The organism is Clostridium sp. AM34-11AC (assembly GCF_003435375.1).
In the GTDB taxonomy this organism is placed as follows: Bacteria; Bacillota; Clostridia; order Lachnospirales; family Lachnospiraceae; genus Pilosibacter; species Pilosibacter fragilis.
Map to the genome: position 1 here is coordinate 1 of NZ_QWGL01000009.1, position 16,381 is coordinate 16,381.

Sequence of the window (16,381 nt, forward strand, 5' to 3'; positions counted from 1 at the left end):
GTAAAGATGGATTTCAATATGTGGTTTTGAAGGTATGTGTGAGTAGACCAGGCAGAGATGTCTGGTCTTTTTTTGCAAAGCGCAAATTGACACAAGAGTCCTCATAGTAGTAGCTTTAAATTGGATTGACGCAAGAGTCCTCATAGTAGTAGCTTTAAATTGATTTGAAGTGTTATTATGAGGACTCTTTTTATTATTCTTTCACAAAACCTTTCTTGATTGCATCCTGGATCAGATGATCCGTAATTTCGTAGAGACGCTCGGAGCCGAGTTTCGTCTTGCTCTGGCGGCCGTAGACCTGCTTGGAGGTGATCTGGTGCTGCTTCCAGTCATCACCGTTATTGCTGTGATTTAAGAGAAGCGGTTGAAGATTGTCCATGGCATGGGCATATTTGGATTCAGATGTTTCGCAGTCCTCAAACTCGTCGAAGAGAGCGATGAGCTCATTTTTCTGATCCTCCGGTAGGATGGAGAAGATACGCTCTTTAGCAGCGTCTTCGCGGGCCTTTTGGGTCTTGCGACCTTCCTCGTCGTAGGCGAAGGTGTCACCTGCATCAATCTCCACGATATCGTGGATCAGGCACATCAGCATGACCTTTGCGATATCTACGGATTCATTGGAATACTCACGGAGAAGGTAGGACATGATGGCCATATGCCAGGCATGTTCTGCGTCATTTTCCCGGCGGCCATGGCCGGAGAGATGTGTCTGGCGCAGGATATTCTTTTCTTTATCAATCTCAAGTACAAAATCTAACTGTTGTTTTAAACGTTTATCCATGAATGTTTGCCTCCCGATATGTAAATTGACCTATAGGGTGTGTTTTTTGATGAGTCCAGAGGATTGATGAGTTTATCCTACCAATTTATGAGAGAAAAGTACAGCGGTTTTTTAGAATGGGAATTGTAACTGTTCCGTAGATCTGCGCACTTGCTGCGCAGACCGTAAGAAAACATAATCTGGAAGACAAAAATCCCATCGGTGCAGCCGATCTGAAATGGATTTTTGCTTGTAACTATGAAGGTACTGAATAGTTGCTGGAAGTTCAAAGCAAGGCATGAACGGGTGAGAATACTGATAAAATAAGGATAAAACATACCGGAAAATAAAGTGTAGAAATTTTTCAAAAAATATAAAAAACGGGTTGACAGATGCGAAAACATATTATATAATAGCACTGTTCTTAAGGAACAGCTAAGAACAAAGGAAATATTCCTCGATAGCTCAGTCGGTAGAGCACGCGGCTGTTAACCGCGCTGTCGTAGGTTCGAGTCCTACTCGGGGAGTTTTTATTTTGCCAGTTTCATGGATATGAGCTTCTGGTACAAATAATGAACGCGGCCCCATGGTCAAGCGGTTAAGACATCGCCCTTTCACGGCGGTAACAGGGGTCCGAATCCCCTTGGGGTCATTGATGTGCCGATGTGGCTCAATTGGCAGAGCAGCTGATTTGTAATCAGCAGGTTATCGGTTCGAGTCCGATCATCGGCTTTTAGTCCTAAACTTATGGACCTTTAGCTCAGTTGGTTAGAGCAACCGGCTCATAACCGGTCGGTCCCGGGTTCAAGTCCCTGAAGGTCCACTCTACCTGGTAAAAGGTTCATACAACTGATAAAATATTTGGCCCGGTGGCTCAGCTGGTTAGAGCGCCGCCCTGTCACGGCGGAGGTCGTGGGTTCGAATCCCATCCGGGTCGTTTCCTTGGAAATAAGGATTATTAATTTCATATCTGGGATCTTAGCTCAGCTGGGAGAGCATCTGCCTTACAAGCAGAGGGTCATAGGTTCGAGCCCTATAGGTCCCATTTGATGGGAAACCATCATCGACATATTTATATGTCTGCCGGTGTGGCGGAATAGGCAGACGCAAGGGACTTAAAATCCCTCGGGGGCAACCCCGTACCGGTTCAAGTCCGGTCACCGGCATGAAAAGAGCTTGTTTTGCAAGCTCTTTTTTTGTTTAACGAAAAACCCGAATTATGGGAGCGTGATGGAGATGAACAGGAGAGATCTCGAAATAATATGGATAGGAGAACAGATATGACATTTCGATATGCGTTGAAACGATCAATTCCGGTAATGGCGGGATATATCGTTCTGGGAATCGGATTTGGAATGCTGCTGGGAGCGAAGGGCTACGGCATCACCTGGGCGCTCGCGATGAGTGTGTTCATTTATGCGGGGTCAATGCAGTATGTGGCAATTGATCTGATAACAGGTGGCGCATCGCTGATCTCAGCGGCGCTTATGACACTGATGGTCAACGCAAGACATTTATTTTATGGAATCTCCATGCTGGAACGATATAAGGACACAAAACCATATAAGCCGTATTTGATCTTTGCGCTTACGGATGAGACGTATTCGCTGGTGTGCAGTGGAGATGTACCGGAGGGGGTCGAGGAGAAGAAATATTTCTTCCTTGTCTCGCTGTTGAACCAGATTTACTGGGTAATTGGAAGCGTGATGGGATCGGTGCTCGGGAGTGTATTGAATATCAATACGGAAGGGATCGATTTCTCGATGACAGCTCTGTTTCTGGTGGTATTTACGGAACAGTGGATGAGCACGAAGGATCACAGAAGCGCCGTTGCAGGTGTTGCTGCATCCGTGATCTGTCTGTTGATCTTTGGGGCATCAGCCTTTCTGATCCCGTCGATGATCTCTATCACGGTGATTTTGACGCTGATGCGTGGGAGTAAGAAAACTGAGAGCAGCCAGATGACGGCATAATTCATGACATTTTCCGAAGGACAGGAAATAGTATGAAAACAGTGCCCAGGTTGCTGCACACGGGTAGGAAATTTCCGAACTGAAAATTCCGTACAATACAGCGGTAGCAGTGGATTTTGCTTGATTTAGGAGGAATAGAGAGGATGGATTTGAGGGCGGTCACACTGATCGCGGTATGCGTTGCAGTAACGATTGTTTTAAGATTTCTTCCGTTTGTGATATTCGGCAGGAAGAAGGAGATCCCCGGATACATTACATATTTATCGGGAGTTCTTCCGTATGCGATCATGGGGATGCTGGTGGTGTACTGCCTGAAAAATGTGAGCTTTTTTGCGGGATCTCATGGAATTCCGGAGATTGCAGCTTCCGCAGTGGTTGTCGGGCTGCATGTATGGAAGAGGAATACACTGCTCAGTATTGCGGCAGGAACTGTACTTTATATGTTTTTGATTCAGGCCGTATTTTAGGATAAGAGGAGAAAGCTCTGGAATTGTGATCATGGGTCATGATCAGTCTGCGGTGGTGCTGGAACTGCAATTTAGTATTCTGAATTGAGGGATAATTTCAGACAGAAGGAACAAGATAACGGTATATTACTTGAGATATTAAAAAAATTATGATATGATAGTCTCATCTTACGGGAAGTCTGGCGGATGGCACTGAATGCGGAATTTCGATGAAAATCCTGAAGGATCGAAATGGAGAATGGCAAAAGTGTAGGATCTTTATGACTGGAATGGAGGTCTGGATGAGACGAAGTGACAGAGAATTGAAGGACATGGCTGATATTGTGGCGATCGCGAAACGGGAGACTGTGTGCACCGTTGCGTTCCACGATGAGTCATGTCCTTATTTAATTCCATTGAATTATGGTGCAGAAGTGGAAGAAGGAAAGCTGGTTCTGTATTTTCACGGAGCGAAGGAAGGGACGAAGATTGATAAGATCAGAGAGAATCCTCAGGTTTCATATTGTATTTACGGGAAAAATAGCCTGAAGATCGATTATGACGCAGCCTGCAAGTCGACGACAAGCTTTGAGAGCATCTGCGGAAACGGAACTGCATATTTCGTGGAAGATCTCACATCGAAGAAAAAAGCTTTGGCGAGCCTCATGAATCAGATGAGTCAGAAGAAGGCATTCGAAGAGAACTCGTTCGCGGAGGCAATGGTGAACGCAGTGACGGTCTGGAAGATCGTAACTGAGAACGTCACTGGAAAAAGACATGAATAACATGAGGGGCGGGTGTGTGCACGAACGGAAGCCCATGTGGGACAAAGAGGTGAAGAGAGCCGGAAACGTGCCTGTACGGTTCTGATGGATAAGGGAAACATAGAAAGGAGCATATACATATGGGAACAGATTTTAGAAAAGAGATCGGCACGACGATCGATCAGAGACGCGATGAATATACAAAAATCAGTGACGCGATCTGGGGTTTTGCGGAGCCGAGATTTCAGGAGTACGAGTCCACGAAGCTTCAGCAGGAGTTCTTAAAAGCGAGAGGATTTTCCGTCAAGGCAGATCTCGCAGGAGAAGAGACCGCATTTATCGCGGAATGGGGAAGCGGAAAGCCGATCCTCGCATTTTTAGGTGAGTTTGACGCACTTTCCAGCCTTCAGCAGGAGGCAGACTGCACAGAACGTCACCCGATCGAGGGAAAGACAAACGGACATGGCTGTGGTCATCACCTTCTCGGAACAGCGTCGGTAGCGGCTGTTGATGCGTTAAAAACTTATATGGAAGAGAATCGCATGAGCGGAACGATCCGTTACTATGGCTGTCCGGCGGAGGAAAATGCGGGTGGAAAGGCATATCTGGTCCGGGATGGATATTTTGATGATTGTGATATCGCGATTACCTGGCATCCATACACAATGAATAAAGTTATGAAGGGCGGATTCCATCTGGCAAACTTCCGGGCATTCTTTACCTTCCACGGAATCTCATCCCATGCGGCCGGGGCGCCGGAGCTTGGACGTTCCGCGCTGGATGCCGTTGAGATCATGGATATCGGTGTGAACTATATGAGAGAGCATATGATCGATGCAGCGAGAGTTCACGGCGCGATCACAAACTCCGGCGGAATCGCTCCGAACGTGATCCCGGCTGAGGCACAGATCCTCTATGCGATCCGTGCACCAAAGGTAACACAGGTCAAGAAGCTTTATGAGCGGATGTGCGATATTGCAAAGGGCGCGGCTCTGATCACAGGCACGACCGTTGATATCAAGCAGGTTGCAGCATATTCCAACCTGATCAATAATGATACACTGGCGGATCTTGTTCAGGAGAATCTGGAGCATGTGGTTCCGATCGGCTATACGGAGGAAGAGCTTGCATATGCAAAGAAATTCCAGGGTGTGATCACAGAGCTGGATAAAGAAGGAATGAAGGATCAGGCGGCAGTGATCGGAGGAAAAGAGCATAAACAGGAGCTCTTAGAGCAGCCGATGTGGGATCTTATTGTCGATAAAAACAGTGCTTACGGCGGTGGCGGCTCCACGGACGTCGGAGATGTCAGCTGGGTCGTTCCGACAGCACAGGTCTATACCAGCTGTTACGCAGCAGGTACAGCGCTTCATTCCTGGCAGGCTGTTGCACAGGGAAAATCTTCGATTGCTCATAAAGGGATGTTGGCGGCAGCGAAGGTTATGGCGTATGTCGGCGCGGAACTTCTTCTGAATCCGGAATTAATTGAGAAGGCAAAGGCAGACTGGAAGGAAGAGCTCGACGGAGAGACATATCCGAATCCGCTTCCGGCAGATTTAAAACCATCGATCTGGTAATAGGATAGATCAGGCAGTCGGAATGAGAACCATCAAGGGCGATGGTTTTCAGAAGACTGCCTAAAAAAATAGGTATAACAAGCTTCTGCTTATGGAAGTGTTGCACATAGTGCCTGTTGATGGAAATGTGTGTGGCAGGAACAAGGATTACACAGGAAGGAGTGGACAGCATGGAAACAAAGAATCAAGATAGAATTTCTGAACTGGTGGAGAAACAGAAGGACACATATACATCTATGGCGGATGAGATCTGGGGATATGCGGAACCTCGTTTTCAGGAATATGAATCTTCGAGGGTACAACAGGAATACCTTGCGTCTCGCGGATTTTCAATCCGGGCTGACCTTGCCGGAGAGAAGACAGCGTTTATTGCCGAGTGGGGAAGCGGAAAGCCGGTCCTCGCATTTCTTGGTGAGTTTGACGCTCTTTCCAGTCTTCAGCAGGAAGCAGACTGCACGGAGCGTCGTCCGATCGCAGGAAAAACAGATGGACATGGCTGTGGCCACCATCTTCTCGGAACGGCATCTGTGGCGGCTGTCGATGCACTAAAGTCCTATATGGAAGAAAAAGACCTGAAGGGAACGATCCGCTACTATGGCTGTCCGGCGGAGGAGAATGCGGGCGGAAAGGCATATCTGGTCCGGGACGGATATTTCAATGACTGTGATATCGCTATCACCTGGCATCCAAGCACGACGAACAAAACAATGGGAGACGATAAATTCCTTGCCAATTTCCGTGTGTTCTTTACCTTCCATGGAATCTCCTCCCATGCGGCGGGAGCGCCGGAGCTTGGACGTTCTGCGCTGGATGCAGTGGAGATCATGGACATTGGCGTGAATTATATGCGAGAGCATATGATCGACGCAGCGAGAGTTCATGGTGCGATCACAAACACCGGTGGAATTGCCCCGAATGTGATTCCAGCGGAGGCACAGGTACTCTATGCGATCCGCGCACCAAAGGTAACTCAGGTCAAAAAGCTTTATGAGCGGATGTGCGATATCGCGAAGGGCGCGGCGCTGATCACGGGAACGACTGTGGATATTCGTCAGGTTGCCGCTTATTCCAACGTGATCGGAAATGATGTTCTGGAAGAGGTCATGGACAAAAATCTTGACCATTTTATTCCGATCGGATATACGGAAGAGGAGCTGGCGTACGCGGGAAAATTCAAAGAGGTCGTTACGGAGTTAGACAAAGAGGGCTTAAAGGACATGATCGCTCATGTCGTTGAAAAGGACAAGCGGAAGGAAGTCCTGGATATGCCACTGTTGGATTTTAAACTGGACCGGAGCGAATCATATGGCGGTGGTGGCTCTACCGATGTCGGTGATGTGAGCTGGGTGGTTCCGACGGTGCAGACAAATGTGTGCTGCTATGCGGCAGGAACAGCACTTCATTCCTGGCAGGCTGTTGCTCAGGGAAAGGCAAGTGTTGCCCATAAGGGCATGCTGACGGCGGCAAAAGTCATGGCATGCACAGGAGCGGATCTTCTGGAAAATCCGGAGCTCATCAAAAAGGCTCATAAGGACTGGTTGGAAGAGCTGGACGGTGAAACATATCCGAATCCGCTTCCGAAGGATGCAAAACCGGAACTCTGGTAAAAACATAGTCATTTTTTAGATATTTTAGCGTTAGGAAAAAGCTCCAGGAGAATCAGATATGGATTCTCCGGGGGCTTTTTGCATATAGTACAAATTGAATATAATTTCAGTATATTATATCGTATTCGCAAAAATTATATATAATATTCGAATTAAGCATTAGACGATATAAAAATTGATATTGTATAATATGCTTAAATACTGAGGACAAAAATAATTATTTTACAACAAAACAGACAAATACACAAGAAATGGATCGTGCCCAAATGAATGGGGAAAGAAGAAGGGAAAATTAGAACATGCAGGGTATGAGTCTTTGTTCATCGGAAGGAAATAAGCTTATTGAAAAAATTGACAAAGCCTTAGAAATATCCAGAATCATGAAGGATGTAGAGTGTTTCAGTTACCTGGACCGCTATACAGGTTCTGAGGATGGAGAGAAAGCGGCAGAACGAATCGCAAAACGAATGGAAGAACTGGGAATCCCGGTAGAGCGGGAAATTTATCAGGTATATAGAAGCCTTCCGGGAGAAGCATCCATACGGATCCAAGGGGATTCTTCGGAAGCAATCGTGCCTCTGACTCCGTATGTGTATAGTGGAACAGCGGAAAATCTGGAAGCTGAACTGGTTTTCGACCGGATCAGCGCAACCGGAGGCTGCAGCCAGAAGGAGCAGAGAGCGAGAATGGCAGAATTTGCCGGAAAGATCGTTCTGACATATGAGAACAGCTTTGCGTTTGCATGTGAGGCAAAACGTGCCGGAGTTTTGGGCGTGATCACAATCTGGCATGCGGATCTGGCACACCATGGAACGCTTGGAGGTGTATGGGGAACACCTGAGCCGGAGGATCTGGCTTGTCATTATCCGAGAATTCCGTTTGTGGAAATCACAAAAAGTGCAGGAAAGGAATTGCAGAAAAAACTGGAAGAAAGTCCACTGACGGCATGCCTTAACGTTGAAATGTGTCAGTCAATCGTTTCCAGTACCATGCCGGTAGCACGTATTCAGGGAAGATCGGATAAGTATGTGTTGGTTTCCGGTCATTATGATTCCTGGTATGAGGGGATAACGGATAATGGCGTTGCCAATGCTGCTATGATGGAGATTGCCAGGGTATTTCAAGAAAATCAGGAACATCTGGAGCGGTCTGTAGTGCTTGCCTGGTGGTCCGGTCATTCAGATGCCCGTTATTCCGGATCGACCTGGTATTATGATCACCATTGGGAAGATCTGAAAGAAAATTGTGTGGCCCACATTAATATGGATATTTGCGGCTGTAAAGGTTCGGATGTGGTTGGAATGCGGACATCTATGCTGGAGGGCGAAGCCTTTGACCGAGAGTTTTTAAGGGAGTTTAATGATAAAGAACCGGAGGCACCGACGCCGATGGTACGATTCGCAGATCAGACCTTCTGGGGAGCGGATATTCCGTTTGCTATGATGCCGCAGTTTATAAAACAGGATCATAAAATATTTTCCTGGTGGCATACGAAAGAGGATACCTTTGATAAGGTAGATCCGGAGGTGACACTGCGAGATACAAGAGTCATTACAAAGTTGACCGCCATTTTCGCTAATTGTGAGAAGCTTCCTGCAGAGATGAGCGGGTTTGTCAGCTTTATGGAAAACGAGCTTCGTTCTATAGAACAGAAGCTTAGTGCGGAATTTGATCTTTCTCCGGTCTGGAGGGCGATCGGCAGCCTGAAGGAAGCGGTTGCAGATCTTGAAAACGCTATGGAGAATCAGAAACATACAGACGATGTCATCATGGAAATAGCGGGAGAATTGGCAAGGATCATGTACACGACATCCAGCCCATACCATCAGGATCCGGCGGTAAAGGGAACGGTGTTTGCCGGACTTGCTATGGCAGAGGGTCTGACAAGGGAAAATACAGAAGCAGATTATTATTTGGCAGTCCAGACAAGATTTGTGCGTCAGAGAAACCGGCTTACAGGACAGATGAACGTAGTTGCGGAGAATTGCCGGAAATGGATCTCTGGATGGGGGAAATAAAGCGAGAAGGAAAAAATTATGTAACAATATAATAACAAGGAGGACATGTGCATGAGAAAAAGGATGTATGGAAAACTGACGGCATTGGCATTGGCCGGGGCTATGGTATTGTCGGGCTGCGGACAGAGTGGGGGAAACTCCGGTACATCGACAGCGGATTCAAAGGCGGAGACATCGGCTTCATCCGGTGCGGAAACATCGTCAGAGAAAAAACCAGAGTCCATTGGACGGACAGACATTATTTCGGCGAATAGCAGCGATATCCGGTCTATGGATCCACAGGTGGGGGTGGATTCACCATCTGCAACGCTGAATTTCCATATTTATAATGGTTTGATCAAAATTGATGATAACCGTGAGCCTGTAGGGGATCTGGCAGAGAGTTTTGAGATTGTGGATGACACAAAGTACAAATTTAAACTGCGGAAAGGCGTAAAGTTTCACAATGGAGATGAACTGAAGGCCAGCGATGTGAAATTCAGTTTAGAGCGTGCCAAGACCATGCCAAAAGCAATGTCTAATGCATCAGCCATTGATCATGTTTCTGTTGACGGGGATTACGAGGTGACGATCCATCTTTCAAATCCGTGTCCAGCATTCCTGTATATCCTTAATGATACCAGTATGAAGATCTTATCAGAGAAGGCAGTAACAGAGGCTGGCGATACATATGGAGAAGCTCCGATCGGAACAGGTCCGTTTATGTTTAAAGAGTGGGTTCCGAATGACCACTGGACGTTGGTCCGGTTTGATGACTACTTTGATGGACCTGCTACAGCCACTTCGATTACAACCCGGATCATTCCGGAAGGAAGTGCTCGTACAATCGCACTGGAAACAGGGGAGATTGATGTGATCTTAGCCGTAGATCCGGTGGATGCTGTCAATATTGAGAACTGTAAAGATCTTGTTCTGGAAAGCTGGCCGGCACCTTCTGTAGAATTTATGGCTATGAACACAACTAAAAAAGGATTGGATGATGTCCGGGTACGTCAGGCGATCAATTATGCCACGAATCGTCAGGAATTCGTAGATACGATTGTAGAAGGTCGCGGCGAAGTAGCCACCTCCGTTGTTGCAAAGACTGTGCCTGGGTGGAATGAGGACGTAAAGCCATATCCTCAGGATCTGGAAAAAGCCAAAGAACTTCTTGCAGAAGCAGGATATGAAAATGGACTGGATCTTAAGATGTACGTATCCGGAGAAGTACGAAGTCGTGCTGCACAGGTAGTTCAGGCTCAGTTAGCTCAGGTTGGCATTAATGTAGACATCAATGTGTATGAATGGGGAGCATTTCAGGATGCGATCAATGCCGGAGAACATGATCTCCTGATTCTTGGCTGGGTAAATACTACTTGTGATCCGGCATATAGTGTAACTCAGTTATTCCATTCAAGAAACTGTGGAATGAGCGGCAATCGTGCATATCTCAAAGATGATAAGGTAGATGAAATGATCGATGCTGCAGCGGTGGAAACAAATCAAGAAAAACGCCTCCAGATATATAAAGACCTTCAGGTTCGCTTAAATGAGCTCTGTCCGTGGGTACCTCTGTATTACAAATATAGCATGGTAGGAAGAAGATCAGACCTTAAGGGATTCAAATTTAACAAAAATACGTCCTTCCATTATTTGGGAGATTGCTATTACGAGAAGTAAAAAAGGACGGGGCTGTTACGCTTTGGCGTGATGGCCCCAAAGCTTTTTTGCGGCTTATGATATTGATGTAAGGGAAAAGAAAAAAATTGAAAAAAATTTAAAAAGTGTTGACAAAGAAGAAAATATATAGTAGAATATTTTTTGTTGAGTGACAGACATCTGAAACTCAGAGAGCGTGCGTCAGTAGCTCAGCTGGATAGAGCATACGGCTACGGACCGTAGTGTCGGGAGTTCGAATCTTCTCTGGCGCGCTGATTAAGGCATCTGCAATTGCAGATGCCTTTTTTCGATTTCATGGGAACTTTTGATGGAACTTTCTGTGAAACTTGTGCAGTGAAAAAGGAAGAAGCTTCTGGAGGAAATCATGAAAAGAAGAACGGAACATTTTACATATGAGCTGGTCCGGTCCAGGCGCCGTTCCATGTCTTTGAAGGTGGAGCTTGACGGAACGATTACGGTGCGTGCTCCTTTCCGGACACCGCCGGAGACTGCGGATTGGTTTGTGGAGAGTCATCGGGATTGGATCGAGGTAAGGCTCCGTGCCGGAGAACAGATCCTTGCAGTGCGTCCGTCCTACACAGAAACGGAACGTCTTGAAGGAAAAAAACGAGCGGAAAACGTGTTAAAAGAACGATGCTGTTATTACGCAGGGCTCATGGGCGTTTCCTATGGATCGATCACGGTCCGGGAGCAAAAGACGCGCTGGGGGAGCTGCAGTGCAAAGGGAAACCTGAATTTTAATTGGAAGCTGGTTCTGATGCCGGAGGAGATTCTGGACTATGTTGTGGTCCATGAGCTTGCCCATCGGCTCCAGATGAACCATAGCACGGAATTCTGGGATGAAGTGGAGAAGATTCTGCCGGACTATCGAAAACGGCGGCAATGGCTGAAGGAAAATGGCCAGAAGTATTGAACGTGCCGGAATGAGGAAGCGCAAAGAGGGAGAGAAACGATGCAGAAAAAGAAAGAAATCTGGATGCTTCAGACAAAACGGGCAGATTTTAACGGGCTTGCGATGCGTCTGGGGGTGAGTCCGGTGGCTGTTCGGATCATGCGAAACCGAGGTCTTTTGGATGAACGTGAGATGAGAAAGTATCTTTACGGGACACTGGATGATCTTTATGATCCGCGACAGATGAAGGGAATGGAGACCGCTGCGGGGATCATTGAAAAGAAGTTGATAGAAGGGAAAAAAATCCGGATCATCGGCGACTACGATATTGATGGTGTTTGTTCAACATATATTCTTCTCAAGGGCTTTCACCGTGCTGCCGGAAATGGGCAGATTGATTATGAGATACCGGACCGGATCCGGGATGGCTACGGGATCAATGAATCCATCATCCGTCAGGCAGCAGAGGACGGGATCGATACACTTGTGACCTGTGATAATGGAATCGCGGCATTAAAGGAAATCAGCATCGCAAAGCAGCTTGGCATGACGGTTGTGGTGACCGATCATCATGAAGTACCGGTAGATGCTTATGGACAGATTCTGCCGCCGGCAGATGCAGTGGTTGATCCGAAGCAGGACGGGGAGACGTATCCGTACCATGAAATTTGCGGTGCGGTCGTAGCATGGAAGCTTATAAACGTGATCTATGAGGATCTTGGAATTCCGGAGCATGAGTGGATGGAGCTTCTGGAGTTTGCGGCCATTGCGACCGTGGGAGATGTCATGAAGCTGCAGGATGAAAACCGTCTGATCGTCAAATATGGACTGAAAAAGATCGGTTCGACGAAGAACACCGGTCTCAGAATGCTTGTAGAGAAAAATAATCTGGATATAAACAATCTGAGCGCATATCACATTGGTTTTGTGATCGGACCGTGCTTAAATGCAGGTGGACGGTTGAAAAGTGCGAAGGTTGCGCTCCGGATGTTGTTAGAACAGGATCCGGACCGGGTCAGTGGGCTGGCGGATGAATTAAAGGAACTCAATGATGTGAGAAAGGATATGACGGCAAAGGGAGAAACAGAGGCTATCGAACAGGTAGAACGTTTCTACATGTCGGATAAGGTGCTGGTGGTGTTCTTGCCGGAGTGCCATGAATCACTTGCCGGGATCATAGCCGGAAGACTCCGGGAGCATTTCCATAAGCCATCCTTTGTGCTGACGAGAGGCGAGCAGAGTGCGAAGGGATCCGGACGTTCCATAGAGGCATACCATATGTACCAGGGGCTTTGCGAGGTGTCGGATCTGCTGGTGAAATTTGGCGGGCATCCAATGGCAGCGGGACTTTCCATTGAGGAAAGTGATATTGATGAGTTCAGGAGAAGACTGAATGAAAATGCAAAGCTTACGGAAGATGATTTCGTTCCGCAGATCTGGATCGATGTTCCGATGCCGTTTGAGTATGTGAATGAAAAAATCGTGGATGAGCTCAAAGGTCTGGAACCATTCGGGCAGGGAAATGAAAAACCGTTGTTTGCCCAGAAAAGTCTGACGATTCGAAATGTACGTGTTCTTGGAAAAAATCGAAATGTCGTGAAAATGAATCTTGTGACGAACACTGGACATCCGTTCGATGGTCTGCTGTTTGCAGATGGAGATCGTTTTTTGGAAGAGCAGACAGGGCAGAATACGATCGACATGATCTATTATCCGGATGTAAATGAATATAATGGGACACGTACCTTGCAGGCGATCATAAAAAATTATAAATTTCGTTGATCGGTCAGTCGGAGAATGGGAATGCAGGCATGATTTCCTCTCCATCCTCATAAACTTGCTTTGAGCAAAAGAGGATGGAGAGAATTTTTTTATGGAAAAGCCGGGGGATTTTGAACGGTGCTCTGTTTTTGAGACAAAAATGCTGCTGGGATCGTCGGATGACGGGGGATTGAGTGGGAAGGAAGCGACAAAGCGGCTTCGGGAGTATGGGCGGAACGAGCTGGAGGAGAAAAGGCCTCCGTCTGTGGCAGAACGGATGCTTTCGCAATTGATGGATCCGCTGATCTATGTACTTTTGGCGGCAGGAGGAATTTCTGTATTTCTTGGAGAACGAGGAGATGCGGTGATCATTGCAGCAGTTGTGCTGCTCAATGCAACGGTTGGTGTGATTCAGGAGGGAAAGGCCCAGAAAGCGCTGGAGTCATTAAAAAAGCTGACAACAAGGAAGGCGCTTGTCCGGCGGGACGGAAAGCTTTTGGAGATGGACGCGGCGGAGCTGGTGCCGGGCGACAGGGTGCTTTTAAATGCCGGTCAGCAGGTACCGGCGGATCTCCGACTGATCCGTTCGGAAAATATGAAGGTACAGGAGGCATCACTTACCGGAGAGTCTGTACCGGTGGAAAAGGATGCGCAGTATGTGGCTTCGACCGGAACACCTCTCGGTGATCGAAAAAATATGGCATATATGTCAACCTTTGTGACTGCCGGACGCGGTGAAGGGATTGTTACAGATACCGGGATGCAAACTGAGATCGGACGAATCGCGAAAATGATCCATGAAACACCGGAAGAGATTACACCGCTTCAGAAACGGTTGGGAGAGTTGGGAACATTTCTTAGTATTCTGGCTGTGGGTCTCTGTACGATCCTTTTTCTGGCGGCAGTCTGGCAGAAGCGGGATGTTGGGGAGATGTTTCTGACAGCGATCTCTTTGGCTGTGGCAGCAGTTCCGGAAGGACTTCCGGCTGTGGTGACGATCGTCCTTGCGCTTTCTGTTTCGAGGATGGCGAAGGTACATACGATCGTGAGACGTCTTCCTTCTGTGGAAACTCTTGGAGCGGTTAATGTGGTTTGCTCGGACAAAACGGGGACATTGACAAAAAATCAGATGACGGTGCGGAATCTGGATGGGGACAGAGAGTGGCTTTTACGAACATTTTTACTCTGCAATGATGCAAGATGGGGAAAGCACGGAATCATCGGAGATCCTACAGAAGCAGCTTTTCTTTTATATGCGGATAAAAATGCAAGGAATGGGGAAAAACAGTCCGAACAGATCCGGGATGCGTGGAAAAGAATTGCGGAGCGTCCGTTTGACTCGGAGAGAAAGTGTATGACGACGGTGCATCAAAACGGAATGCGGACAGTTTCGTTCACGAAAGGTGCACCGGACATGATTCTTGGAAATTGCACCTCCTACCGGGACGAAATGGGAGTTCATCCGATGGGAGCATCGAAACGAACATGGTACATGAGGCGGGCAGAAAAAATGTCTGCGTCCGGTGGGCGTGTTCTTGGGGCGGCGGTAAAGGAGGGAAAGGATCTTTCCGAGAAGGGAATGACCTTTCTGGGAATGGCAGTGCTTGAGGACCCGGTCCGTCCGGAGGTTTCCGGAACAGTGGAAGAATTCCGCCATGCAGGTGTTACGACCGTCATGATTACAGGGGATCATAAGGATACGGCACTTGCGACCGCAAGAACGCTTAAGATCGCGGATTCTCCCTCTCAGTGCATGACAGGGTCAGAGCTGGATTGCCTGGGCGATGGGGAGCTTGCTGATAAGATTTCGGAGATCCGGGTATTTGCACGAGTTTCTCCGGATCATAAGGTACGGATCGTCCGGGCATTGAAAAAAAACGGCGGAATCGTGGCGATGACCGGGGATGGAGTCAATGATGCCCCATCTTTAAAAGCGGCGGATGTCGGGATCGCGATGGGAATGAGCGGAACGGATGTGGCAAAGCAGGCAGCAGATATAGTATTGACAGACGACAATTTTGCAACGATCCGGGAAGCTGTCCGGGAAGGAAGAGAGATCTATGCCAATATTAAAAAGACGGTCATTTTTCTTTTATCATCGAATTTTGGTGAGATCATGACCATGTTTTTTGCGATCCTTTTTTCCTTTCCGGCACCTCTTAAGGCAAGTCATATCCTGTGGATCAATCTGATCACGGATTCGTTGCCGGCTCTGGCCCTGGGGACAGATGTATGTGACGGGAGAGAACTGATGAAAGAAAAACCGAGAAAGCAAGGAGAGAGCCTGTTTGCGCATGGCGGCGGAGTCTGTACGTTGTTTTACGGTTTCCTGATCGCATTGATCAGTCTGACCGCGTTTCTGATCGTTCCTGCAAAGCTTCTTGTAAGCAGCGGACGGCAGCTGACCCCGGCAGCGGTGGCGGACGTCTTACAGTCTCCAAAGCTTCTTGCATGCTGCCAGACATACGCATTTACGGTTCTTGGATTGTCACAGCTTTTTCATGCGATCGGAATGCGTGATGTGGAAAAATCTGTATTTCGGATGGATCATGGAGGGAACCCTCTGATGATCGCTGCAGTATTCATTGGATTTGCTCTGCAGCTTATGGTGACGGAACAGCCGGCTCTGGTTGCGGCATTTCAGACGGTGCGTTTGAATGCCGGGGAATGGAAAACTTTGCTCGTGCTTGCGGCCATGCCGCTGTTCGCCCATGAGATGTTTATTTTCCTGACACATATATTCAACCCGTCTAAAACGGCGGAATGATAAAAAACAGGCACAGAGATAAAAAAACGGTCTCCGGGTATTCCCAACAGAGAAAAAAATTGGTAAAATAATGGTGAAATCTGCGGAAAAAGAATGCCCGTACTGCAAAACGAAAATCAATATTCATGCGACACGCTGTCCGCATTGTACATCGGTT

11 protein-coding genes and 8 tRNA genes are annotated in these 16,381 nt (G+C 47.5%); 18 read left to right on the plus strand and 1 reads right to left on the minus strand.

Features of this window, described 5'->3' with window-relative positions:
- Positions 1 to 193: 193 nt before the first annotated feature.
- The gene (locus DW826_RS07365) at positions 194 to 781 is read right to left on the minus strand and encodes an HD domain-containing protein (protein WP_015553866.1); all 588 of its coding nucleotides are present in this window, start codon (positions 779 to 781) and stop codon (positions 194 to 196) included.
- Between the two features lie 433 nt (positions 782 to 1,214).
- Here DW826_RS07365 and DW826_RS07370 point away from each other — a divergent pair.
- The 18 genes from DW826_RS07370 to DW826_RS07455 all read left to right on the plus strand — a co-directional run bounded on the left by DW826_RS07370 (position 1,215) and on the right by DW826_RS07455 (position 16,224).
- Positions 1,215 to 1,287: transfer RNA gene (locus DW826_RS07370), tRNA-Asn, on the plus strand.
- 53 nt (positions 1,288 to 1,340) lie between these two features.
- Positions 1,341 to 1,412, plus strand: a tRNA-Glu gene (locus DW826_RS07375).
- A 7-nt stretch (positions 1,413 to 1,419) separates the two neighbouring features.
- A tRNA-Thr gene (locus tag DW826_RS07380) sits at positions 1,420 to 1,492 on the plus strand.
- A gap of 17 nt (positions 1,493 to 1,509) precedes the next feature.
- Positions 1,510 to 1,583: transfer RNA gene (locus DW826_RS07385), tRNA-Ile, on the plus strand.
- 40 nt (positions 1,584 to 1,623) lie between these two features.
- A tRNA-Asp gene (locus DW826_RS07390) sits at positions 1,624 to 1,697 on the plus strand.
- A gap of 35 nt (positions 1,698 to 1,732) precedes the next feature.
- Positions 1,733 to 1,805 (plus strand) — tRNA-Val (locus DW826_RS07395).
- A 37-nt stretch (positions 1,806 to 1,842) separates the two neighbouring features.
- Positions 1,843 to 1,926 (plus strand) — tRNA-Leu (locus tag DW826_RS07400).
- Between the two features lie 114 nt (positions 1,927 to 2,040).
- Positions 2,041 to 2,733, plus strand: a complete 693-nt coding sequence (locus DW826_RS07405) for an AzlC family ABC transporter permease (protein ID WP_117484611.1) — start codon at positions 2,041 to 2,043, stop codon at positions 2,731 to 2,733.
- A 143-nt stretch (positions 2,734 to 2,876) separates the two neighbouring features.
- Positions 2,877 to 3,200, plus strand: coding sequence for a branched-chain amino acid transporter permease (locus DW826_RS07410; protein WP_015553864.1), 324 nt, complete (start codon positions 2,877 to 2,879; stop codon positions 3,198 to 3,200).
- A 281-nt stretch (positions 3,201 to 3,481) separates the two neighbouring features.
- A complete protein-coding gene (locus tag DW826_RS07415; protein ID WP_181968018.1) occupies positions 3,482 to 3,964 on the plus strand; it encodes a pyridoxamine 5'-phosphate oxidase family protein in 483 nt (160 codons plus the stop codon).
- Between the two features lie 119 nt (positions 3,965 to 4,083).
- Positions 4,084 to 5,520: a M20 family metallopeptidase gene (locus DW826_RS07420; RefSeq protein ID WP_117552431.1), complete on the plus strand. Its 1,437-nt coding sequence runs from the start codon at positions 4,084 to 4,086 to the stop codon at positions 5,518 to 5,520.
- A gap of 170 nt (positions 5,521 to 5,690) precedes the next feature.
- Positions 5,691 to 7,127, plus strand: coding sequence for a M20 family metallopeptidase (locus DW826_RS07425; protein ID WP_117514272.1), 1,437 nt, complete (start codon positions 5,691 to 5,693; stop codon positions 7,125 to 7,127).
- Positions 7,128 to 7,426: 299 nt separating this feature from the next.
- Positions 7,427 to 9,145 carry a M28 family metallopeptidase gene (locus DW826_RS07430; RefSeq protein WP_117552432.1) on the plus strand — a complete coding sequence of 573 codons (1,719 nt, stop codon included), beginning with the start codon at positions 7,427 to 7,429 and terminating at the stop codon, positions 9,143 to 9,145.
- A 51-nt stretch (positions 9,146 to 9,196) separates the two neighbouring features.
- Positions 9,197 to 10,804, plus strand: a complete 1,608-nt coding sequence (locus DW826_RS07435; RefSeq protein ID WP_181968019.1) for an ABC transporter substrate-binding protein — start codon at positions 9,197 to 9,199, stop codon at positions 10,802 to 10,804.
- A 177-nt stretch (positions 10,805 to 10,981) separates the two neighbouring features.
- A tRNA-Arg gene (locus DW826_RS07440) sits at positions 10,982 to 11,055 on the plus strand.
- A gap of 113 nt (positions 11,056 to 11,168) precedes the next feature.
- On the plus strand, positions 11,169 to 11,717 hold the full coding sequence (locus DW826_RS07445; RefSeq protein ID WP_117484614.1) for a SprT family zinc-dependent metalloprotease: 549 nt from the start codon (positions 11,169 to 11,171) through the stop codon (positions 11,715 to 11,717).
- 39 nt (positions 11,718 to 11,756) lie between these two features.
- Positions 11,757 to 13,478 carry a single-stranded-DNA-specific exonuclease RecJ gene (gene recJ, locus DW826_RS07450; protein WP_117552433.1) on the plus strand — a complete coding sequence of 574 codons (1,722 nt, stop codon included), beginning with the start codon at positions 11,757 to 11,759 and terminating at the stop codon, positions 13,476 to 13,478.
- 91 nt (positions 13,479 to 13,569) lie between these two features.
- The gene (locus DW826_RS07455) at positions 13,570 to 16,224 is read left to right on the plus strand and encodes a cation-translocating P-type ATPase (protein ID WP_181968020.1); all 2,655 of its coding nucleotides are present in this window, start codon (positions 13,570 to 13,572) and stop codon (positions 16,222 to 16,224) included.
- Positions 16,225 to 16,381 lie beyond the last annotated feature (157 nt).